Below are 20,666 nucleotides of genomic sequence, written 5' to 3'. Positions count from 1 at the left end.
GGTCGTCACGTTCAGAAGGCCCTCAGGTGGTCGAAGGGTTCCCGGCAGGCCCGGCACCGCCACAGCGACTTGCAGGCGGTGGAGCCGAACCGGCTGACCTGCTCGGTGTCGGGCGCCCCGCAATGCGGGCACCGCACACTCAACGCCACCCGCACCGGTGCAAGGAAGGGCCCCCGCATATCGTTTTCTGTCGTAGAAGGGCCCCCGCCTAACACGTCGGCGCCGGTGGCCGGTCCCGGTGGGGCGATGCCGGCGGCGGCCAGCTTGGCCCGGCCGGCCTCGGAGATCCAGTCGGTGCTCCAGGCGGGGGCGAATACCGTGACGACCTCGGCGTCCGGGTGCCCGGCGGCGGCCAGTGCGGCCCGGATGTCGGCGCGGATCACGTCCATCGCCGGACAGCCGGTGTAGGTGGGGGTGATGGTCACGGTGATCCGGCCGGTCGCCGCGTCCGCCGTGACGCCGCGGAGCACGCCGAGGTCCTCGATGGTCAGCACCCGCAGTTCCGGGTCGACCACCGCGGCGGCCGCCCGGCGCGCCTCCGGAAGCCGGTCAGCGCCCACCACCGGGAGCCGGTCAGCGCTGTCAGCGCCCACCATCGGGAGCCGGTCAGCGCTCGCCTCCGGAGGCCGGTCAGCGCTGTCAGCGCTCGCCTCCGGAAGCCGGTCAGCGCTCACCAGCGGGCTCCCGGATGCGACCGGTGCAGCACCTGCATCTCGGCGAGCAGGTAGGAGAGGTGTTCGGTGTGCAGCCCTGCCCGGCCGCCGCTCGGGGCCCAGCTGTCAGCCGGGCGCTGCAGCGTCGCGGTTTCCAGCACCGGTTCGACGGCCGCGAGGAAGGCAGCGCGCAGCCCGGCCGGGTCGACCGGTGCGGCCGGGTCGGCGACGAAGAGCTCGTGCGTGTACGGCCACACCTCGTCCACCGCCGCCTGCATCCGCCGGTGCGACTCCTCGGTGCCGTCGCCGAGGCGTACCGTCCAGAGGCTGGCGTGGTCGAGGTGGTAGGCGACCTCCTTGCGGGCCTTCCCGGCGATGGCGGCGAGCCGCTCGTCGGCGCAGCCGGCGAGCGCGGCGTAGAGCGGCACCTGGTAGGCGGCGAGGAAGAGCAGCTTGGCCATGGTGACCGCGAAGTCGCCGTTGGGCAGCTCGACCAGGAGGCAGTTGCGGTACTCCCGGTCGTCGCGCAGGTACGCCAGCGCGTCCTCGTCCCGGCCGGCCCCCTCCCGCTCCCCGGCGTAGCTCAGCAGCAGCCGGGCGGCGCCGAGCTGGTCCAGGGCGATGTTGGCCAACGCGACGTCCTCCTCCAGCTCAGGTGCTGCGGCGACCCATTCGCCGAGCCGCTGCGCGGCGACCAGGGCGTCGTCGCCGAGCCCGAGCAGGTAGTCGAGCGTGGGGGGCGTGCCGGGGGCGTTCACAGGTGCGCCGCCCCGTCGGGCACCGGGTAGAAGGTGGGGTGCCGGTAGACCTTGTCGGCGGCGGGCGCGAAGAAGGCGTCCTTCTCGTCGGGGCTCGACGCGGTGATCGCGTGCGCCGGCACGACCCAGATCGACACCCCCTCCTGCCGCCGGGTGTAGAGGTCGCGGGCGTTGCGGAGCGCCAGCTCGGCGTCGGGGGCGTGCAGGCTGCCGACGTGGGTGTGCGAGAGGCCGCGCCGGGCGCGGACGAAGACCTCCCAGAGCGGCCACCCGGCCCGGTCCCGCTGCGGCTCCGCCCGGTCCCCCTGTGCCGCCGTCATGCCGGCACCGCCGTCCGGTCGGCCGGGTGCCCGGCCCGGTCGGCGGAGCGCTTGGCGGCGTACGCGGCGGCGGCCTCGCGTACCCAGGCGCCGTCGGCGTGCGCCCGGCGGCGGTGTGTGATCCGTTGCCGGTTGCACGGCCCGTCGCCGGAGATCACCCGCATCAGCTCCGCGTAGTCGGGCTGGGTGTAGTCGTACGCCTGCCGCGACTCGTTCCACCGCAGGTCCGGGTCGGGCAGGGTCAGGCCGAGCACCTCGGCCTGCTGCACGCACATGTCCACGAAGCGCTGGCGCAGCTCGTCGTTGGAGAAACGCTTGATCTTCCAGGCCATCGACTGCTGGGAGTGCGTGGAGTCGCCGTCCGGCGGGCCGAACATCGCCAACGACGGATACCACCAGCGGTCCACCGCGTCCTGGGCCATCGCCCGTTGGGCGGGGGTGCCGGTGGCGAGGGTGTAGAGGATCTCGTAGCCCTGCCGCTGGTGGAAGGACTCCTCCTTGCAGATCCGGATCATCGCTCGGGCGTAGGGCCCGTACGAGCACCGGCAGAGCGGGACCTGGTTGACGATTGCCGCGCCGTCCACCAGCCAACCGATGGCTCCGACGTCCGCCCAGGTCAGAGTCGGGTAGTTGAAGATCGAGCTGTACTTCTGCCGGCCCGAGAGGAGCAACTCGACAAGCTCGTCCCGGGTGACCCCGAGGGTCTCGGCGGCGGCGTAGAGGTAGAGCCCGTGCCCGGCCTCGTCCTGGACCTTGGCGAGCAGGATCGCCTTGCGCTTCAGCGAGGGCGCCCGGCTGATCCAGTTCCCCTCTGGCTGCATGCCGATGATCTCGGAGTGGGCGTGCTGGGCGATCTGCCGGACCAGGGTCTTCCGGTACGCCTCCGGCATCCAGTCCCGGGGCTCGATCTTCTGGTCGGCGTCGATCAGCGCGGTGAAGTACTCCTGCGGGCCGGCGTCGTCCGCCGCGCCGTGCCCGGGGCGTCCCCGGTCGGCGGCGGTCCGCAGCGCCGCCTCCGCCGCCTCGACCTGATCGAGCAGGCCGCTGGCGGCTCCGTCGTCGGGGACCGGGAAGTCATGTCCGTACACGTACCAAGTGTTACAGCTCAACTAGCCAGTAACCAAGACGTGTAATAGAAATGCCGCCCAGTGCCCGCGTCCCATGGCCGTGACGACCGGGACCAAATGTCGCACTGATGGGTGAATGAGTCTGGTCACAGCGCCTTGATATTTGGAGTTTATTACCACATAACCGGTGATTTCGCCGCCGTATCGAAGGAGTCCTCGGCTTCACCATCTGGCGGATCGGGCTGCGGCACGTAAACTTTCCCCGTTCCGTCCTGTCGCCTCCCCCGGCAGGCCGGACGCGGAGCACCGCCGGTGTGGGGCTGGCGGGCCGCGTCGACGACCACTACCGGCAGCAGTAACACGAGGCAGCCTGCGGGACTGTCCCGGCCCCCCGACCTCACCCTTGGAGCCCCCAACTCATGCGTCCCCGCGTGATCCTGGTGCTCGCCATCACGGCAGTCGTGCTTGGCGGCCTACTGATCGTCCCCGCCGCGTATGCCCGACTGATCGAGCCGGGCGGGACGTTGGCCTCGGGAGAGTCGGCATTGGTCGGCATCGAGCCGTCCACGCCACCGCCGCCGACGCTGGCCGCCGCGCCGGTGACCGTCCGCGATGTCGACGGCTTCTTCTCCTGGGCGCTCCTCGACCGGGAGAGCGGAAAGATCTCCGGGGCCAAGAACATGACCTCGACCAACTCGACCGAGTCGATGATCAAGGTCTGGATCGTCGCCGACTATCTTCGCCGGCTCGGCGACAAGACACCGCCGGAGTCGATGTTGCGGGCGGGCAGCACCGCGATCCGCGACAGCAACGACATCTCGGCGGAGCGGCTCTACAGCCTGGGTGGCCGGGGCGCGGTGATCGATCGCCTGATCAAGATGTGCGGCCTGACCGACACCCGCAAGGTCGTGCCACCGGGCGAAAAGTCCGTCTGGTGGAGCTACACCGAGATGTCGCCCCGGGACGCGGTGCGGATGGGCGAGTGCGTCAAGGACGGCACCGCCGCCGGACCGACGTGGACCAAGTGGGTGCTGGACGAGATGGCCAAGGTACGCGGCACCACCGCCCCGAAGGACCAGAAGGCCAAAGAGGCCGGCGGGCGCTGGGGGATCATCGACGGCCTGCCCAAGGGGGTCCTGGCGCAGGGCCCGGTCGCGATCAAGAACGGCTGGACGTTGATCTTCGCCGACGGCAAGTGGCACCTCAACTGCCTGGCGATCAGTGACGACTGGGTGCTTGCCGTGATGACCCGGTACTCCGGCCGCAAGGGCCTCGACTACGGCGCCGACGTCTGCGCCAGCGTCGCCAGCCAACTGGTCACGCCGCTGCCCGGTGCGGTGCTCAAGGTCCCGCAGCCCCTCACCGTGGCAAAGCCCTGATGGGCGCCGAGGAACGCGCCGCACGGCGCCGGGCCCGGGCCAACCGCAGCACCCTGCTCCGGCTCGCCCTGTTCACCGGCGTACTGCTGGCTCTGGTGCTGGCCGGGCTCCGGCTGATGCCGGGCTCGCCGTTCGCCAGTACCGCCGCCGCCAAGTGGGGTCAGCCGGCGTCGAGGACGGCATCCACCGACGCGACCCCTGGCGAGCGGCCGAGCACGCCCACCCCGACGCCGAGCCCGGAACTGCCGCCGCTGCCGGTGGCCCCGACGGACGTGAAGATCAGCAAAGACGGCTGGTGGAACTGGGCGCTGATGGACACCCGGACCGGCAAGATCTCCGGGTCGGACAACATGGACGAGACCAACCCGACCGCCTCGATGATCAAGGCATGGATCGGCGCGGACTACCTGCGCCGGGCCGCCGAGAAGGGTGACACCCCGAGCGACAGCCGGCTGAACCAGGTCTCGATCATGATCCGGGACAGTGACAACAACGCCGCGCAGACGCTCTACGAACTGAACGGCGGCACCGCGTCGATCAAGCGCCTGATCAGCATCTGCGACCTGACCGACAGCAGCCCGGCCGCCGACGGCGGTTGGAGCCGTACCGCGCTCTCGGCCCGGGACACCGCGCGGATGGGTGCCTGCATAGCCGACGGGCGGGCCGCTGGTCCGAAGTGGACCAGGTGGCTCCTCGACGAGATGCGCGCCGTACGCGGGGTCGGCAACTTCGGCATCCGCAAGGCGTTCCCGGCCGCCGAGCAGAAGGGCATCGGGATCAAGAACGGCTGGGTGGACCGGCAGCGCGAGCAGAGGTACACGGTCAACTGCCTGGCCATCGGCGACGGCTGGACGATGGCGGTGGAGACCCGCTACGCGCTCGACCTCGGCTACACCTACGGGGCCAAGATCTGCGAGGACGTGGCCCGGCAACTGCGGGCCGCCGCCTCCGACGCCGGCTGAGACGCCTCCGACGCCGGCTGAGGCCGGCCGCGCCCCCGCCGTCGGTCCGACCCGGCCCGATCAGGCGGAGTAGAAGGCCGGGCCGTCGACCGGCAGGGCCGGGACACCGGCCAGGTCGACGGCACGGCGGGCGAACTCCCGCAGCCCGGCCACCTGCCGCTGCCCGAGCGAGAAGTCGAGCGTCCGGAAGTAGGTGGCGAGGGTGCCCGCGTCGAACGGCTCCCACCGGGCCGCCGCCTCGGCCACCTCGTCGAGTTCGGCGAGGCAGAGGTCGCGGGAGCGCAGGAACGCCTGGTGCACGTCCTTGACCTGTCCCGGGTGCTCGGCGGCGAAGTCCCGGCGTACCGCCCAGACGGCGAAGACCATCGGCAGCCCGGTCCACTCCCGCCACGCCTGCCCGAGGTCGGTCACTGCCAGGCCGCGGCGGGGCGCCTCGTAGAGGGCACGCAGGGCGACGTCACCGATCAGCACGCCGGCCTCGGCCTCCAGCAGCATGGTCGTCAGGTCGGGCGGGCAGCTGAAATATTCCGGCCGTACGCCGTACTGGTCGGCGAGGAGCATCCGGGCCAGCAGCACCCCGGTCCGGGAGGTGGAGCCGAGGGCGACCCTGGCGCCGTCCAGCTCGGCCAGCGGCCGGGTCGAGACGATGTTGACCGAGAGCACCGGGCCGTCGCTGCCGACCGCCAGATCCGGCAGGAGCAGCAGCTCGTCGGCGTGCCTGAGGTATTCGACAAGGGTTATCGGGCCGATGTCGAGGTCACCGGCGACCAGGGCGGCGCTCAGTCGCTCCGGTGAGTCCTTGTGCAGCTCGACGTCGATCAACGCGCCGGAGCGCATCAGCCCCCAGTAGATCGGCAGGCAGTTGAGGAACTGGATATGTCCTACCCGGGGTCGCCGCAGCTCGGTCATGATCCGACCGTAGCCGTCGGCTCGACCTGCCGCCCGGCGGACCGGGCCGGAAGTGGCGCGGGACGCAGGCGGGTCCGTTCCCGCCGGGTGGCCCGGAACACGACCGGGGTCACGGCGGCGACCACGGCCAGGCCGGCGAGCCCGGTCGCAAGCACCGGACGTGCCGGTACCGCCGGGGTCACTCCATCGGCAGCGCCGCGTAGTGGACCATCACCGGGCGGGAGCCCTCCGGCGGGTCGACCCGCTCGCGGCGCCGGTACGGACGCATCAACTCCCGGATCGCGTCGTTCAGCTCGGTCAACTCCTCGGCGGTCAGCATCAGCACCGCGCCGCCGTACTGGGAGGCGTCGTACCACTCCTTCGGCTCCTCGCCGGCACGCCGGGCCCCACTGCCGGATCCGCTCCATGTCGCGGGCGGCGTAGACCTCGATCAGGGTCTCCAGCGCGGCCTTCGCCTCCGGCGACGCGTCCCGGCTGCCGGCCGGCCCGATCGACGGAGTGCCCGGCCTCCACGCCCCAGGAACCGACGCCGCTGCGCCAGAGCCGCTCCCGGGCATCGCCCCGGCTCGGCGCCTGCTCGACCAGGCCGAACTTCGCCAGCTCCCGCAGGTGGTAGCTGACCGCGCTCGGCGAGAGCCCCACGATCTCGGCACACTCGGTGGCGGTGACGGCCGCCCCGGTGGTGCTCAGATGTTCCATGATCCCCAGCCGGGCAGGGTGCGCCAGGGCCCGCATCACCTGCGGGTCGCTGATCATCATCGGGCGCTGTTCCACCGGACGTTCGGTCATGCCGCCATGATTCCGCCTCCGGCACAACCCGGGGCAGGGGCCCGGCCTCCCAGCTACTACAAACTGTTCGTGGTACCCCGAAAATCAGTGGAGCGGGTGCCGGGCCGCGGGTAGGCTGGCTGGCCGCTTGACGGCCGAGGTGAGAATGCACCGCAGCGGACGTCCCCGCGCCGGGTGCCGGCCATCCGCCCCGGACACGCGAGCGAGCAGCCGACGCGCAGCCGCGCCGATGGGAAACCAGCATGCCCGCACACGATCTCGACACCGACCTGGAGCACGAACGCGCACACCTGACCGCCTCCCGGGCCGCCCTGCGGCGGATGCGGGAGCACGCCGAGTCGCTCTTCCGCACCGGCCAGGACGTCGCCGGGGACGCGTACGCGGCCGAGACGCTCGGCCGGACCCTCTCCCGGCGGGTCGCCGAACTCGCCGACGACCCGAACACCCCGCTCTTCTTCGGCCGGCTCGACTTCGCCGACGCCAGCCACCACATCGGCCGCCGGCACGTCACCGACCCGCGCGGGGAGCCGATGGTGCTCGACTGGCGGGCCCCGATCTCCCGTTCGTTCTACCGGGCCAGCGTCCGGGACCCGCAGGGGGTCGTCGTCCGGCGGCGGTTCGGCTTCGGCGGCGGCGAGCTGACCAGCTTCGAGGACGAACACCTGGACCGGGGTGAGGAGTACGGCACCCGCAGCCGGATCCTCACCGCCGAGATCGAACGCCCCCGGGTCGGGCCGATGCGGGACATCGTCGCCACCATCCAGCCCGAGCAGGACGAGCTGGTCCGGGCCGACCTGGCCGACTCGATCTGCGTACAGGGTGCGCCGGGGACCGGGAAGACGGCGGTCGGGCTGCACCGGGCGGCGTACCTGCTCTATCTGCACCGGGAGCGGTTGCGCCGCTCCGGCGTACTGGTGGTCGGGCCGAACCGGGCCTTCCTCTCCTACATCTCGGCGGTGCTGCCCGCGCTCGGCGAGGTCGAGGTGACCCAGGCGACCGTCGAGGACCTGCTTCCCATCCCGGTGCGCGCGGTCGACCCGCCGGCCACCGCCGCGCTGAAACACGACCCCCGGATGGCCGAGGTGCTGCGCCGGGCCCTGGTCGGTCAGCTCCGCACCCCGGAGGAGCCGATCGTGGTCTCCGACGGCTCCTACCGGTGGCGGGTCACGGCCGAGGCGCTGCGCCGGGTGGTCGAGGAGGCCCGCCGGGAGCGGCTGCCGTACGCGACCGGCCGGGACCGGGTCCGGGCCCGGGTCGTCGGCCTGCTGCAACGGCAGTCGGAGGCGCGCCGGGGCGACTCGCCCGGCGAGGGCTGGCTGCGCCGGATGGGCCGGTCGAAGCCGGTCACCGCGTTCCTCGACCGGTGCTGGCCGGCGGTCACCCCGGACGGGCTGCTGCACCGGCTGCTCGCCGACCCGCAGGTGCTGGCCGACGCCGCCGACGGGCTGCTCACCGAGGCCGAGCAGAGGCTGCTGAGCTGGCCGAAGCCGCCCCGCACCCCGAAGGCGGCGAGGTGGAGCGCGGCCGACGCCGTACTCGTCGACGAGGCCGCCGGGCTGGTCGAGCGGCTGCCCAGCTTCGGGCACGTGGTGGTGGACGAGGCACAGGACCTCTCCCCGATGCAGTGCCGGCTGATCGCCCGGCGCAGCGAGCACGGCTCGATCACGCTCCTCGGCGACCTCGCCCAGGGCACCGCGCCGTGGGCCGCCACCGACTGGCGGGAGACACTGCGACACCTCGGCAAGCCGGACGCCTCCGTGGTGCCGCTGACCCTCGGCTTCCGGGTGCCGGCCGCCGTGCTGGCGCTGGCCAACCGGCTGCTGCCGGCGCTCGCCGTCGACGTACCGCCGGCCGAGTCGCTCCGTTCCGACGGCGCGCTCGACATCCGTACCGTGACCGACCTGCCGGCCGCGACGGTGGCCGAGGTGCGCGCGGCGCTGGCCCACGACGGCTCGATCGCGGTGATCGCCGCCGACGACGAGGCGGAGCGGCTCCGCGCGGCGCTCGCCGTTGCCGGCATCCCGACCGCGACCGCCGACGAGGTCGCGGTGGCGGCGCGGGTCACCGTCGTCCCGGCCACCCTGGCGAAGGGCCTGGAGTACGACCACGTGATCGTGGTGGAGCCGGCCCGGATCGTGGCGGCGGAACCGCGCGGCCTGCACCGGCTCTACGTGGTGCTGACCCGGGCGGTGTCCCGACTCGCCGTGCTGCACACCGAGCCGCTCCCCGCACCGCTCTGACGCCGAGGCATGTTAGGAAGGGCCCCCGCATATACAAAAAGCGATAAGAAGGGGCCCTTCCTTGCATCGCGTCCGCCGCAGGGTGGAACCAGGCGGCGGAGCCGGTGCCGGCGGATCGTCCACGGTGCCGAGACGCGGTTCGGCACCGGAGTGGACGTTCCACCGGGCCGGGCGGGACATGATGCGGGGGAAGAACTTGACACCTGTCTGGGGAGGATCCGTGAGCGCGTTCCGTCCGTACCAGTCCCGACGCGACTTCCTGCGTACCGCCGTGGGGTCGAGCGTGGCGGCGACCGCGCTCGTCGCCGGTGCCGCCCCGGCGGTGGCCGCCCCGGTCGGTGCGGCGCCCACCGGCTCCGGTGGTTCGCTGCCGGACGAGACGCTCCGCGCCGGGCTGCGGGCGATCACCGATGCCGGGATGCCCGGTGTCTTCGCCGAGGTGCGCGACGGCCGCGCGACCTGGCGGGGCGCCAGCGGCGTCGCCGACGTGACCACCGGCCGGCCGATGCGCCCGGACCTCCTGCACCGGGTCGGCAGCATCACCAAGACGTTCGTGGCGACCGCACTGCTGCAGCTCGTCGCCGAGCGCCGGCTGGTGCTCGACGCGCCGCTGCGCCGCTACCTGCCCCGGCTCGCTCCGGACGGGGTGACCGTCCGGATGCTGCTCGACCACACCAGCGGGATCAACGACTACGACCACGTCATCTTCGGCACGGTGGAGAGCATCGAGAAATACCAGCACACCACGATCCGGCCACGCGAGCTGGTCGAGATCGGGTTGGGCCAGGAGCCGACGAACCCGCCCGGTGCCCGGCACTCCTATTCCAACACCAACTACATTCTGGCCGGGCTGCTGCTGGAGCGGATCACCGGGCGGCCGGCGACCGTCGAGGTCCGCCGCCGCGTGCTGCGCCCGCTCGGCCTGTGGCGCAGCTATTTCCCGGGTACGGACCCCACGATCGACGGCCCGCACTCGGCCGGGTACGTGCCCTGGGTCGGCGGCACACTGCAGGACTTCAGCGTCTACAACATGTCCTGGGCCTGGACGGCCGGGGCGTTGGTCTCCACCACCACCGACCTGAACAGGTTCTTCCGGGCTCTGCTCGGCGGCCGGCTGCTCCGCCCGGCCGAGCTGGCGCAGATGCGCCGGACCGTGCCGGCCGACCCGAGCGTCCCGGAGGGCACCGGCTACGGGCTCGGCCTGCTCAGCCTGCCGCTGCCGGGCGGGCTCGTCTGGGGGCACGACGGAGTGGTGCTCGGGCACCACACGATGTCGCTGCACTCGCCGGACGGCCGCCGCCAGGTCACCGTGGCGCTGAACGCCACCCACTACTGGGTGCCGGGGCAGCCCGACCCGATCAGCGAGGCACTCTTCCGGTTCATCCTCACCGCGTTCGGGGAGCCGACGGCGGGGCGGCGTACCCTCACCGGCCGGGCCGGGCACGGGCTGCTGACCCCGGCCCCGGGCACGGCGGCCCTGGCCGCCCCGCTGCCCGTCCTGTCCCGGCGCTGACTCCCGCTGCCCGTCCTGTCCCGGCGCTGAGGCGGTGCGCGCCGTCTCAGCGCGCACCGCCTCAGAGCGCACCGCCTCAGCGCGCACCGCCTCAGCGCACCCTGTCAGCGCGGGAAAACTAGTTGGTGCGGGCGTGGAGTTTGCGTTGTAAACTCGTTTATATGACCGGGAACTTTGAGCACGAGCCCATCGACCACCGCGACGAACTGCCGCCGCCCGATCCGGCCGCCGCGCTCCGGTTGATCGCCGACCAGCAGGCCGAGGCGGCCCGCAAGCTCAACCCGAACCTGCTCTGGTACTACTGGCCCTGGGGGCTGGCCTGGCTGATCGGCTTCGGCCTCTTCTTCCTGCGGTTCGGGCCGGACGGTCGGGTCTTCGTCGACCTGCCCAGCTGGCTGCCCCTGCTCACGCTCCTCGGCCTGCTGATCGGCGCCGGGATCGTCTCCGGGATCGTCGGCGGCCGAACCTACGGCCAGGTCACCGGCGATTCCAAGCGGCGCGGCCTCTGGTACGGCCTGGCCTGGGGACTCGGCTTCAGCGGCATCAGCTCGGTGCTGGGCCAGGTCTCCGACCAGCTGCCCGACGACGCCGCCGGGCTGCTCTGGGCGGGGGTCACGGTCGGCCTCACCGGCGCCCTGCACATGGCCGGCGGCGCGATCTGGCTGGATCGCAACCTCTTCCGGCTCGGCGTCTGGATCAGCGTCATCAACATCGCCGGGATGGCCGCCGGGGTCGGCTGGCACGCCCTGGTGATCTCGCTCCTCGGCGGCGGCGGGATGCTGGCGGCCGGCGTTCTCTTCCTGCTCCGCGACCGTCGGCGCGGCCGGGACCTCACCGCCGGCCTGGCGGGCACCGCCGGCGGCGGAGCCGCCCGGAGCGAGGGCTCCCCGAGCGAGGGCTCCCCGAGCAACGACTCCCGGCGCGCCCGGTGAGCGCCGGCCCGCCGGAACTCGATCCGGTGATCCACGCACAGGCCCGGCTGCGGGTGACCGCCACCCTCGCCACGCTGCACGACGGCGACCGGATCGCCTTCCCCCGGCTCCAGGACATCCTCCAGATGACCGCCGGCAACCTCTCGGTGCACCTGCGCAAGCTCGAGGAGGCCGGCTACGTCGAGATCGTCAAGACCCATCACGGCCGTACCCCGACCACGCTCGTCGGGCTGACCCGGCGCGGCCGGTTCGCCTTCGAGGAATACACCCTCGCCGTCCGCGCCCTGCTCGATCCACCCCAGCCGGAGGAGGAGAAGACGTCATGATTGTCGCCCGCGCCGTCCAGGCCACCCGCCGGTACGGCGACGTCACTGCCCTCGACCGGGTCGACCTCGAACTGCCGGCCGGCGAGCTGGTCGGCCTGCTCGGCCCCAACGGCGCCGGCAAGAGCACCCTGTTGAGCCTGCTGGTCGGGCTGCGCCGGGCGCACGCCGGCCGGGTCGAACTCTTCGGTGCCGACCCCCGCACCCCGGCAGCACGCCGGCTGATCGGGATGACGCCGCAGGAGACCGGCCTGCCGCCCACCCTGCGGGTCGGCGAGGTGGTCGACTTCGTCGCCGCACACTACGCCGACCCGGTGCCCCGGGCCGAACTGCTCGGCCGGTTCGGCCTCGACGACCTGGTCCGGCGCCAGACCGGCGGTCTCTCCGGCGGACAGAAGCGCCGGCTCGCCGTGGCGCTGGCCTTCGTCGGCCGCCCCCGGCTCGTCTTCCTCGACGAGCCGACCACCGGGCTGGACGTGACCGCCCGGCGCGAGCTCTGGGACGGCATCCGTCAGTTCCACGCGGACGGCGGCACGGTGCTGCTCAGCAGCCACTACCTGGAGGAGATCGAGGCGCTGGCGCACCGGGTGGTGGTGCTCGGCGGCGGGCGGGTGCTCGCCGACGACACGGTCGGCGCGGTCCGCGACCTGGTCGGGGTGCACCGGGTCAGCCTGGTCGCACCGGAACTGCCGCCGCTGCCCGGCGTACGCGGCGTGCAGCGGATCGACGGGGTGACCCACCTGATCACCGCCGACGCGGACCAGCTCGTCCGCGACCTGGTGCGCAGTGGCGCGCCCTTCGCCGGCCTGGAGATCCGGCCGACGAGCCTGGAGGACGCCTTCCTGCACATCACCGGTGCGCAGCCCACCGCCGGAGCGCCGTCAGCCGCCGGAGCGCAGCCCACCGCCGGAGCGCGGCCCGAGCACCGGCACGCCGCCCAACCCGCCGACGCCTGACGGAGGATCGACGTGCGACTCGCGCTCGTGCACACGAGATATCAACTGCTGGAGACGGTACGGATCCCGATCGCGCTGGTCGGCAGCGCCTTCTTCCCGGCCGCCTCGATGCTCTTCTTCGTCGTCCCGTTCAGCGGCGACGACCCGGTGACCGCCACCTACGCCACCGCCTCGATGGTCACCTTCTCGGTGATGACCACCAACATCTTCCAGTACGGCATCGGGGTCGCCGAGGACCGTGCGCAGCCCTGGGATCCGTACCTCCGTACGCTGCCCGCCGGTGCCGCGCCCCGGTTCGCCGGCCGGATCCTCGCCGGCCTGCTCCTGACCATGCTGTCGCTGATCCCGGTGGTCGTGATCGGCGCGGTGGGCACCGCGGCCCGGGTGACCGGGCCGGCGTTCCTGGCCGCGCTCGGCACGGTCGTCGTGGCCGCGGTGCCGTTCACCCTGATGGGGCTCGCGATCGGCTACTCGCTGCCGAGCAGGGCCGCCATCGTCGTCGCCCAGGTGCTCTTCTTCCCGCTGGCGGTCGGCGGCGGGCTGCTCTTCCCGCCCGACCAGTCACCGGGATTCATCCAGACGATCGCCCCGTTCCTGCCGACCCGGGGCGCGGTGGAGCTGATGTGGGCGGCGGTCGGCGACTTCCCGGTCAACCCGCTCTCGCTGACGATGCTCGGCGTCTGGATCGTGGTGCTGGCCACGATCGCCGGCTGGGCGTACCGCCGGGACGAGGGACGGCGGTTCAGCTAGCCGCCGCACGACGGTCGGTCGGTGGCACGCCGGGCCCGGACCGGGACGACGAGGGGACCGTGTTCGCCCTCGATCACCCGCACCCGGGCCCGGTAGTGCGCGCCGAGGATGTCGTCGGTGAGCACCTCCCGGGGCGGGCCGTCGGCGACCACCGCACCGCCGGCGAGCAGCACCATCCGGTCGGCGTACTCGCCGGCGACCGAGAGGTCGTGCATGGTGGCCAGCACCGTCAGGCCGTGGTCGGTGCGGAGCTGGTCGACGAGTTCCAGCACCTCCTGCTGGTGACCGATGTCCAGTGCGCTGGTCGGCTCGTCCAGCAGCAGCAGCGGGGCGCCCTGGGCCAGCGCCCGGGCCAGGAAGACCCGCTGCCGCTCCCCGCCGGAGAGCGTCGCCAGCGGCCGGGCGGCGAATCCGGTCAGGTCCAGCCGGTCGAGGACGTCGGACGCCGCCACCAGGTCGGCGGCGGACTCCCGGCCCAACGGCGGCACGTACGGGGTGCGGCCGAGCAGCACGTAGTCGAGCACCGCCATCCCGGCCGGCACGACCGGGGACTGCGGCACGGTCGCCACCGTGCGGGCCCGGTCGCGGCGGCGGAGCCGGGCGATCGGCGTACCGAAGAGGGAGATCGCCCCGGTGCCGGCCGGCAGCAACCCGCCGACCGCGCGGAGCAGCGTCGACTTGCCGGCGCCGTTCGGGCCGATCACCGTGACCCACTCCCCGGCCCGGACCGACAGCTCCACCCCGGTCAGGATCCGCGCCCCGCCGAGGGTGATGTCGAGCCCGGTCACCTCGACCGCGACGGTGCCCGGGGCAACGGCGGTCATTCCGCCACCCGCCGGGTGGTGCGCAGCACGATCGCGAAGAACGGGCCGCCGAGCAGCGCGGTGACCACGCCGATCGGGATCTCGGCCGGCGCCGCGACGGTACGCGCGGCCAGGTCGGTCAGGGTCAGGAAGGCGCCGCCGAAGAGGACCGAGAGCGGCAGGATCGCCCGGTAGCTCGCCCCGGCCAGCATCCGCACGATGTGCGGGACGATGATGCCGACGAAGCCGATCAGTCCGGAGACCGAGACGGCGGCGGCGGTGCCGAGCGAGGCGGCGGCCACCAGCAGCAGCCGGGAGCGCTGCGGATGCAGCCCCAGACTGCTCGCCTCGTCGTCGCCGAGGGCCAGCACGTCGAGTTCGCGTCGGTGCACCAGCACCACGGCGGTGGTGAAGAGCGCGTACGGGAGCACCACCAGCACGTCGTGCCAGCCGGCGGTGGCGAGCCGGCCCAGCATCCAGGAGTAGACGTCCTGGATGCTCTCGGCGTTGCGTTGCAGCAGGTAGGTCTGGCCGGCGGCGAGGAAGGCGGAGACGGCGACCCCGGCCAGGATCAGCGTGGCCGGGGAGCGGTCCCGTCCGCCGGCCGCGCCGAGCAGGTAGGTCAGCAGCACCGCGCCGATCGCACCGACGAACGCGGCGAGCGGGACGGTGACCGGCAGCCCGACCGTGACGTCGGCACCGGTGACGCCGCGCGCCACGATCACGGCGGTGACCGCGAGGCCGGCGCCGGCGGCGACGCCGAGCAGGTGCGGGTCGGCCAGCGGGTTGCGGAAGACGCCCTGGTAGCAGCCGCCGGCCAGGGCCAGCATCCCGCCGACCAGCAGGCCGAGCACCACCCGGGGCAGCCGCAGCTCGGTGACGATCGCGATCTCGCGCTCGTGCAGGCCGCTGTGCAGGTCCACCCCGGGTACGAGGTTCAGCAGCTCGACCGCGACGCTGCCCGGTGGCAGGCTGACCGGCCCGAACGCGATGCCGGCCAGCGCGGCGACGACCACCGCGCCGAAGCCGGCGACGAGCCACCGGCGGCGCAGCCCGGCCGGCCGGGCCGGCCGGGCCGGGCGGACCGGGCGGACCGGCCCGGGCGCCCGGCCGTCCCGGGATGAGCGGCCGGCTCCGGTCGGGACGCCCGCCGCGGTCCCGGCTGAACTCAAGCGGGGACCTTGGCGACCGCGTCCACGATCGCCCGGAGCAGGTCGACGACCCGGGGACCCCACCGGGACGCGATGTCGTCGTCGAGCGGGACGATCCGGTTGTCCCGCACGGCGGTCATCCCGGACCAGCCCTTGCGGGCCGCGACGGTCTCCGCGGACTGCTGGCAGCACTTGGTGTCGGCCAGGAAGACCAGGTCGGGATCTGCCGCGATGATCGCCTCCTCGGCGAGCTGCGGATAGCCGCCCTTCGACCCGTCGGCGTCGGCCGGGTCGGCGATGTTCTCCAGCCCGACCATCGTGAAGAGCGAGCCGACGAAGGTCCTGCTGGTCGCCGTGTAGTACTCCGGACCGAGTTCGTAGAAGTAGCTCAGTTTCTCCCGCTGCGGCAGGTCGCCGACCAGCGTCGCGATGTCGCCCTTCATCCGGGTGACCAGGTCGGCCGCCTCCGCCGGATGCCCGGTGAGCGCGCCGAGGTCGGTGATCTGCCGGTACGTGTCGTCAAGCGTTCCCGCCGCCGGTGCCAGGTAGTACGGGATCCTCAGCTGGCCGAGCTGGTCGACGATCTTGTTCAGGTCGTTGGTCAGCACCACCAGGTCGGGGTTCTTCGCCGCCACCGCCTCGGCGTTCGGGGTGAACGCCGACAGCTCGGTCCTGGGCGCGTCCGCCGGATGGTTCGAGTTGTCGTCGGCGGCGGTGACCTGGTCACCGGCGCCGATCGCGAAGAGCATCTCGGTGGCGGTCGGCCCGAGTACGACGATCTTCTCGGGGCGCTTGTCGAGGGTGAGCGTGCCCACCGTCACCGGATATGTGGCGCCGCCGGCACCGGAGGTCGGCTCCGGACCGGGATCGTCGGTGGCACAGCCGGCCAGGGCCAGCATCGCTCCGGCCAGCAGCGCGGCCAGCAACCGGGGCATGCGTCGTCGGGACATCGGGTCCTCCTGTCGGACGAGGTCCGGTGCTCCGCCGACAGGTGCCGCTGCGCCCGCCTGCGGGGCGCCCTTCCTCGAAGGCGCTTTCCGCGACCGCACCGCAGGCGACCTGGCTCATCCTCGCCATGCTCCGGCGCATGCCGCGACGGCGCGGCGGCGGACGGACGGGAGGCATCACAGTTGCGGGACAGCGCCGGTTTCGCACCGGCTTCGCTGCGGGGTGGTCCGGGGTGAACGGTAGCGCATCCGCTCCGTGACCTCCGCCCAGCGGCTCCGTGACCTCCGCCCAGCGGCTCCGTGACTCCGGCCCAGCGGAAGGTTTCCGTCGGGCGGTGCTCGTAGAATCCGGCGAATGGCCCTCCCCATCGTCGATGGCGACCAAGCGCCCGATCGCGCTCTCGAGGTGCTGCGCCGGGTCTTCGGCTACGACAGCTTCCGGAGCGAGCAGCGAGAGATCATCGACCAGCTCGTCGGCGGCGGCGACGCGCTGGTGCTGATGCCGACCGGTGGCGGCAAGTCGCTCTGCTACCAGATCCCGGCCCTGCTGCGCGACGGGGTCGGTGTCGTCATCTCGCCACTGATCGCGCTGATGCAGGACCAGGTCGACGCCCTGACCACCCTCGGCGTCCGCGCCGGCTTCCTCAACTCGACCCAGGACCTCGAAGACCGCCGGCTGGTCGAGTCGGCCTTCCTCGCGGGCGAGATCGACCTGCTCTACCTCGCGCCGGAGGCGCTGCGCGCCGACTCCGTGCTCCGGCTGCTCGACCGGGGCACCGTCGCGCTCTTCGCGATCGACGAGGCGCACTGCGTCGCCCAGTGGGGCCACGATTTCCGTCCCGACTACCTGGCGCTGTCGATGCTGCACGAGCGGTGGCCGGCGGTTCCCCGGATCGCGCTGACCGCCACCGCCACCCCGGAGACCCACGCCGAGATCGCGGCCCGGCTCAACCTCAAGGACGCCCGGCACTTCGTCGCCAGCTTCGACCGGCCCAACATCCAGTACCGGATCGTGCCGAAGCGGGAGCCGAAGAAGCAGCTCCTCGACCTGCTCCGCACCGAGCATCCCGGCGACGCCGGCATCGTCTACTGCCTCTCCCGGGCGTCGGTGGAGAGGACCGCCGAGTTCCTGGTGCAGCAGGGCATCGCCGCCCTGCCCTATCACGCCGGCCTCGACGCACGCACCCGGGCCGCCAACCAGCAGCGCTTCCTCCGCGAGGACGGGCTGGTGATGGTCGCCACGATCGCCTTCGGGATGGGGATCGACAAACCGGATGTCCGCTTCGTCGTCCATCTCGACCTGCCGAAGTCGGTCGAGGGCTACTACCAGGAGACCGGACGGGCCGGCCGCGACGGTCTGCCGTCGACCGCCTGGCTGGCGTACGGGCTCGCCGACGTGGTGCAGCAGCGCAAGATGATCGAGACCTCCGACGGCGACCTCGCCCGCCGCCGGGCGCTCGGCGCGCACCTCGACGCCATGCTGGCGCTCTGCGAGACCGTGCAGTGCCGGCGGCTCCAGCTGCTCGGCTACTTCGGCCAGCAGGGCGAGGCGTGCGGCAACTGCGACACCTGCCTGACCCCGCCGGAGTCCTGGGACGGCACCATCGCGGCGCAGAAGCTGCTCTCCACCGTGCTCCGCCTGCACCGCGAGCGTGACCAGCGGTTCGGCGCCGGCCAGTCTATCGACATCCTGCTCGGCCGGCGGACCGACAAGGTCGTCCAGCACCGGCACGACGCGCTCAGCGTCTTCGGGATCGGCACCGAGCTGACCGAGTCGGAGTGGCGCGGGGTGGTGCGGCAACTGCTCGCCCAGGGGCTGCTGGCGGTCGAGGGCGACTACGGCACGCTGGTGCTGACCGAGGCGAGCGGGGACGTGCTCGGCAGGCGGCGCACGGTGATGATGCGCCGGGAGGCGCCCCGGGCCGCGTCGGGCGGCCGGAGTGCGTCGACCGGCCGAGCCGCGAGGTCGGGCGCCGGCGCCGCCGCCGCGCTGCCGCCCGCCGCCGAGCCGGTCTTCGAACGCCTGCGGGCCTGGCGCGCGGCGACCGCCAAGGAGCAGGGTGTGCCGGCGTACGTCATCTTCCACGACGCGACGCTGCGGCAGATCGCGGCCGAGCCGCCGAGCAGCCTGGCCGAGCTGGCCGGGGTCAACGGGGTCGGGGAGAACAAGCTCGCGAAGTACGGCCAGCAGATCCTGGACACCCTCGCGGACTAGCTCTCCCCGCCACCGACGTTCGCGGTTCGGAGCAGGTGGGCAGGAGGAGGTGGTCAGGAGGAGGTGGGCAGGAGGAGGTGGTCAGGAGGAGGTGATCGTGACGTTGTCGACGGCCGCCTCGACCAGGCTGGCGGAGGAGGCGTCGGCGGCCTGGACCAGCAGCCGCACCGTCTGCCCGGCGTACGCCGACAGATTGGCGCTGGCCGTGCTCCAGCTGCCGTTGCGGTTGCTCGCGGCACCGGCCTGGTTGAACAGCTGGGTCGTGCCACCGCTGTGCACGACGCTCACCCGGAAGTAGTCCGCGGAGGACGAGTTCGAGCCGTGCGCGAGATACCAGGCCAGGGAGAGCGTCAGCGTGCCGCTGCCCGGCAGCGTGATCGCCGGTGACTGGGCGCTGGTCACCCCGCCGTCAAGGTCGTAGTCACCCGCCGACGAGCCGGCCAGCCTGCCGGTGACCAGGTCGTTGCTGCCGGCGTACGGGGCGAGCTGCTTGGCACCGCTGGAGGTGGTCGGCTGGGCCGTACCCCGTTCCCAGGCTCCGGTGGTGGCGGTGTCGGTGCCGGCCGGGTTGACGGTCCAGCCGGTCGCGGTCTCGAAGGTGTCGGACCAGACGGTGGTGCCGCCACCGCCGGTGCCGCAGTACGTCGCCTGGAGCCCCACCACCCGGTACGGGCAGTCGGCGTACTCGCTCAGGATCAGCACCGCCTCGCGGTTGCGGGAGGTCTGCGCCGGGATGACCTCGTCGGGCGGGTAGAAGCCGCCGCCACCGGCCGAGCCCGGGTACATCTCGAAGGTGTACGCGAAGATGTTGTGGGTGGCCCACATCCAGTCCAGGCTGTCCCCGTCGGTGATGTAGAGGTCGCTGGACTGTTCCGGGGTGTAGCCGTTGGTGGCCGCCATCTGCTGGCCGAGGGTGCGGAACACCCGCTCCTGGTCGGCGTTGAGGCCCGGCCCGGTGTTCGCGGTCGTGTAGCCGTACGGCCAGAGCACGAGCTGCGAGTAGGTGTGGAAGTCGATGTTCACCTTGATCTGCTGGGTACCGCCGACGACCCGGCTGTTGACGAAGTCGCGCAGCCGGGCGGTCTCCGGCGCGGAGAAGGCCGACGGGCCCCGGTAGGTCTCCGAGGAGGTCGAGCCGGAGGAGCCGCCGCAGCAGCCCCAGTTGTAGCCCCAGTTGCGGTTCAGGTCGGTGCCGACGTACGACGAGCCGCTGTTCGGCTGCCGGTTCTTCCGCCAGGACCGGTAGGAGCCGGTGGCGATGTCGTACTCGCTGCCGTCCGGGTTGACCGTCGGGACGATCCAGATCTCCCGGGTGTTGACGATGTTGGTGATCCGGGAGTCCGAGCCGTAGTTGTCGGTGAAGAGGTTGAGCAGGTAGATCGCCATCTCGACGGTCAGGTGCTCCCGGGCGTGCTGCTGGGAGTTGAAGAGGATCTCCGGCTCGTTCTCGTCGGTGCCCACGTTGTCGGAGATCTTGATGACCGGCAGGTCGCGTCCCTCGTAGGAGGTGCCCATGCTCGACCGGCGGGCGATCGACGGATGGTCCGCGACCACCTGGTTGATCACCGTGTTCAGCTCGGCGTAGTTGTGGTACGCCGAGTCGGCCGGCGGGAAGTCGAGGACGCCGACGTCCCCGTCGTGCTGGTGCTGGCCCCGGTCCGGCGGTGCCGGTACGGCCGCCACCTCGAAGCCGAGCGCCGTGATCGCCTTGACCTCGGCGGGCGTGGCGGTGACGTAGAGCGCGCCGTGCTCGGCGTAGTCGATCGAGGTACCGGTGGCCGCCACCGCGTTCCGGTCGGCGAGGGTACGCGGACCGGTCACCCGGTATTCGGCGCTGGCGACCTGTTCCGCCTCGGCCCGGTCCGGCCGGGCGCTGGCGGTGCCGGCGGGGCCGAGTCCGGCCACGACGAGTCCGAGCACGACGGTGCCGGCGAGCGCGCCGACCCTGGCCCGGCGCCGGATCGACGGCCCGGGTCTTTCGGTGCGGACGAGCATGTAA

General features: G+C 72.6%; 20 protein-coding genes and 1 riboswitch. Of the genes, 9 read left to right on the top strand and 11 right to left on the bottom strand.

What is annotated here, in order from left to right; all coding sequences use genetic code 11:
• Positions 1–11: 11 nt before the first annotated feature.
• From paaD to paaA, 4 genes are all read right to left on the bottom strand, one after another.
• Positions 12–596, bottom strand: a complete 585-nt coding sequence (paaD, locus tag ACN28C_RS07480; protein ID WP_422774565.1) for a 1,2-phenylacetyl-CoA epoxidase subunit PaaD — start codon at positions 594–596, stop codon at positions 12–14.
• A gap of 74 nt (positions 597–670) precedes the next feature.
• Positions 671–1,411 carry a 1,2-phenylacetyl-CoA epoxidase subunit PaaC gene (paaC, locus tag ACN28C_RS07475; RefSeq protein WP_422772822.1) on the bottom strand — a complete coding sequence of 247 codons (741 nt, stop codon included), beginning with the start codon at positions 1,409–1,411 and terminating at the stop codon, positions 671–673.
• On the bottom strand, positions 1,408–1,731 hold the full coding sequence (gene paaB / locus ACN28C_RS07470; RefSeq protein WP_422772821.1) for a 1,2-phenylacetyl-CoA epoxidase subunit PaaB: 324 nt from the start codon (positions 1,729–1,731) through the stop codon (positions 1,408–1,410). The genes paaC and paaB overlap by 4 nt, the downstream gene beginning before the upstream one ends.
• Complete coding sequence (gene paaA / locus ACN28C_RS07465) at positions 1,728–2,819, bottom strand: 1,2-phenylacetyl-CoA epoxidase subunit PaaA (protein WP_422772820.1); 1,092 nt, start codon at positions 2,817–2,819, stop codon at positions 1,728–1,730. The genes paaB and paaA overlap by 4 nt, the downstream gene beginning before the upstream one ends.
• A 398-nt stretch (positions 2,820–3,217) precedes the next feature.
• Here paaA and ACN28C_RS07460 point away from each other — a divergent pair, with 398 nt between their 5' ends.
• Together ACN28C_RS07460 and ACN28C_RS07455 are read left to right on the top strand one after the other, a co-directional pair.
• Positions 3,218–4,177: a hypothetical protein gene (locus ACN28C_RS07460; RefSeq protein ID WP_422772819.1), complete on the top strand. Its 960-nt coding sequence runs from the start codon at positions 3,218–3,220 to the stop codon at positions 4,175–4,177.
• Positions 4,177–5,139, top strand: a complete 963-nt coding sequence (locus ACN28C_RS07455) for a serine hydrolase (protein WP_422772818.1) — start codon at positions 4,177–4,179, stop codon at positions 5,137–5,139. Before ACN28C_RS07460 ends, ACN28C_RS07455 begins: the two co-directional genes overlap by 1 nt.
• A gap of 60 nt (positions 5,140–5,199) precedes the next feature.
• Here ACN28C_RS07455 and ACN28C_RS07450 read toward each other — a convergent pair whose 3' ends face one another.
• The 3 genes from ACN28C_RS07450 to ACN28C_RS07440 form a co-directional block, all read right to left on the bottom strand.
• The gene (locus tag ACN28C_RS07450) at positions 5,200–6,048 is read right to left on the bottom strand and encodes a menaquinone biosynthetic enzyme MqnA/MqnD family protein (protein ID WP_422772817.1); all 849 of its coding nucleotides are present in this window, start codon (positions 6,046–6,048) and stop codon (positions 5,200–5,202) included.
• Positions 6,049–6,226: 178 nt separating this feature from the next.
• A complete protein-coding gene (locus tag ACN28C_RS07445; RefSeq protein ID WP_422772816.1) occupies positions 6,227–6,373 on the bottom strand; it encodes a hypothetical protein in 147 nt (48 codons plus the stop codon).
• Entirely contained in the window at positions 6,367–6,837 is a 471-nt protein-coding gene (locus tag ACN28C_RS07440) for an ArsR/SmtB family transcription factor (RefSeq protein WP_422772815.1), read from the bottom strand. The genes ACN28C_RS07445 and ACN28C_RS07440 overlap by 7 nt, the downstream gene beginning before the upstream one ends.
• A gap of 242 nt (positions 6,838–7,079) precedes the next feature.
• Here ACN28C_RS07440 and ACN28C_RS07435 point away from each other — a divergent pair, with 242 nt between their 5' ends.
• The 6 genes from ACN28C_RS07435 (at position 7,080) to ACN28C_RS07410 (ending at position 13,551) form a co-directional block, all read left to right on the top strand.
• Positions 7,080–9,077, top strand: coding sequence for a HelD family protein (locus ACN28C_RS07435; RefSeq protein ID WP_422772814.1), 1,998 nt, complete (start codon positions 7,080–7,082; stop codon positions 9,075–9,077).
• 418 nt (positions 9,078–9,495) lie between these two features.
• Positions 9,496–10,590: a serine hydrolase domain-containing protein gene (locus ACN28C_RS07430; RefSeq protein ID WP_422774564.1), complete on the top strand. Its 1,095-nt coding sequence runs from the start codon at positions 9,496–9,498 to the stop codon at positions 10,588–10,590.
• 161 nt (positions 10,591–10,751) lie between these two features.
• Complete coding sequence (locus tag ACN28C_RS07425) at positions 10,752–11,522, top strand: transporter (RefSeq protein WP_422772813.1); 771 nt, start codon at positions 10,752–10,754, stop codon at positions 11,520–11,522.
• The gene (locus tag ACN28C_RS07420) at positions 11,519–11,848 is read left to right on the top strand and encodes a transcriptional regulator (RefSeq protein WP_422772812.1); all 330 of its coding nucleotides are present in this window, start codon (positions 11,519–11,521) and stop codon (positions 11,846–11,848) included. The genes ACN28C_RS07425 and ACN28C_RS07420 overlap by 4 nt, the downstream gene beginning before the upstream one ends.
• The gene (locus ACN28C_RS07415) at positions 11,845–12,801 is read left to right on the top strand and encodes an ABC transporter ATP-binding protein (RefSeq protein WP_422772811.1); all 957 of its coding nucleotides are present in this window, start codon (positions 11,845–11,847) and stop codon (positions 12,799–12,801) included. The genes ACN28C_RS07420 and ACN28C_RS07415 overlap by 4 nt, the downstream gene beginning before the upstream one ends.
• A gap of 12 nt (positions 12,802–12,813) precedes the next feature.
• The gene (locus ACN28C_RS07410; protein ID WP_422772810.1) at positions 12,814–13,551 is read left to right on the top strand and encodes an ABC transporter permease; all 738 of its coding nucleotides are present in this window, start codon (positions 12,814–12,816) and stop codon (positions 13,549–13,551) included.
• On the opposite strand, the gene ACN28C_RS07405 is transcribed toward ACN28C_RS07410, so the two are convergent.
• The 3 genes from ACN28C_RS07405 to ACN28C_RS07395 all read right to left on the bottom strand — a co-directional run bounded on the left by ACN28C_RS07405 (position 13,548) and on the right by ACN28C_RS07395 (position 16,455).
• Positions 13,548–14,375, bottom strand: a complete 828-nt coding sequence (locus tag ACN28C_RS07405; RefSeq protein ID WP_422772809.1) for an ABC transporter ATP-binding protein — start codon at positions 14,373–14,375, stop codon at positions 13,548–13,550. The genes ACN28C_RS07410 and ACN28C_RS07405 overlap by 4 nt on opposite strands.
• The gene (locus ACN28C_RS07400) at positions 14,372–15,406 is read right to left on the bottom strand and encodes a FecCD family ABC transporter permease (RefSeq protein WP_422774563.1); all 1,035 of its coding nucleotides are present in this window, start codon (positions 15,404–15,406) and stop codon (positions 14,372–14,374) included. Before ACN28C_RS07400 ends, ACN28C_RS07405 begins: the two co-directional genes overlap by 4 nt.
• 116 nt (positions 15,407–15,522) lie before the next feature.
• Positions 15,523–16,455: an ABC transporter substrate-binding protein gene (locus ACN28C_RS07395; RefSeq protein ID WP_422772808.1), complete on the bottom strand. Its 933-nt coding sequence runs from the start codon at positions 16,453–16,455 to the stop codon at positions 15,523–15,525.
• A gap of 108 nt (positions 16,456–16,563) precedes the next feature.
• Positions 16,564–16,664, bottom strand: a riboswitch (cobalamin riboswitch).
• A gap of 143 nt (positions 16,665–16,807) precedes the next feature.
• Between ACN28C_RS07395 and recQ the strand changes: the two genes are divergently transcribed.
• A complete protein-coding gene (recQ, locus tag ACN28C_RS07390) occupies positions 16,808–18,667 on the top strand; it encodes a DNA helicase RecQ (protein WP_422772807.1) in 1,860 nt (619 codons plus the stop codon).
• Between the two features lie 81 nt (positions 18,668–18,748).
• Here recQ and ACN28C_RS07385 read toward each other — a convergent pair whose 3' ends face one another.
• The gene (locus ACN28C_RS07385) at positions 18,749–20,662 is read right to left on the bottom strand and encodes a M14 family zinc carboxypeptidase (protein ID WP_422772806.1); all 1,914 of its coding nucleotides are present in this window, start codon (positions 20,660–20,662) and stop codon (positions 18,749–18,751) included.
• Positions 20,663–20,666: the final 4 nt, after the last annotated feature.

The organism is Plantactinospora sp. WMMC1484 (assembly GCF_049315195.1).
Taxonomy (GTDB): Bacteria; Actinomycetota; Actinomycetes; order Mycobacteriales; family Micromonosporaceae; genus Plantactinospora.
This window is presented reverse-complemented; position numbering and strand designations above follow the sequence as displayed.

Excerpts from the sequence above, each read along its gene's own strand:
- paaD (WP_422774565.1), bottom strand. The coding sequence starts at position 596 with ATGGTGGGCGCTGACAGCGCTGACCGGCTCCCGGTGGTGGGCGCTGAC.
- paaB (WP_422772821.1), bottom strand. The coding sequence starts at position 1,731 with ATGACGGCGGCACAGGGGGACCGGGCGGAGCCGCAGCGGGACCGGGCC.
- ACN28C_RS07460 (WP_422772819.1), top strand. The coding sequence starts at position 3,218 with ATGCGTCCCCGCGTGATCCTGGTGCTCGCCATCACGGCAGTCGTGCTT.
- ACN28C_RS07455 (WP_422772818.1), top strand. The coding sequence starts at position 4,177 with ATGGGCGCCGAGGAACGCGCCGCACGGCGCCGGGCCCGGGCCAACCGC.
- ACN28C_RS07450 (WP_422772817.1), bottom strand. The coding sequence starts at position 6,048 with ATGACCGAGCTGCGGCGACCCCGGGTAGGACATATCCAGTTCCTCAAC.
- ACN28C_RS07440 (WP_422772815.1), bottom strand. The coding sequence starts at position 6,837 with ATGACCGAACGTCCGGTGGAACAGCGCCCGATGATGATCAGCGACCCG.
- ACN28C_RS07435 (WP_422772814.1), top strand. The coding sequence starts at position 7,080 with ATGCCCGCACACGATCTCGACACCGACCTGGAGCACGAACGCGCACAC.
- ACN28C_RS07430 (WP_422774564.1), top strand. The coding sequence starts at position 9,496 with ATGCCCGGTGTCTTCGCCGAGGTGCGCGACGGCCGCGCGACCTGGCGG.
- ACN28C_RS07425 (WP_422772813.1), top strand. The coding sequence starts at position 10,752 with ATGACCGGGAACTTTGAGCACGAGCCCATCGACCACCGCGACGAACTG.
- ACN28C_RS07415 (WP_422772811.1), top strand. The coding sequence starts at position 11,845 with ATGATTGTCGCCCGCGCCGTCCAGGCCACCCGCCGGTACGGCGACGTC.
- ACN28C_RS07405 (WP_422772809.1), bottom strand. The coding sequence starts at position 14,375 with ATGACCGCCGTTGCCCCGGGCACCGTCGCGGTCGAGGTGACCGGGCTC.
- ACN28C_RS07395 (WP_422772808.1), bottom strand. The coding sequence starts at position 16,455 with ATGTCCCGACGACGCATGCCCCGGTTGCTGGCCGCGCTGCTGGCCGGA.
- recQ (WP_422772807.1), top strand. The coding sequence starts at position 16,808 with ATGGCCCTCCCCATCGTCGATGGCGACCAAGCGCCCGATCGCGCTCTC.
- ACN28C_RS07385 (WP_422772806.1), bottom strand. The coding sequence starts at position 20,662 with ATGCTCGTCCGCACCGAAAGACCCGGGCCGTCGATCCGGCGCCGGGCC.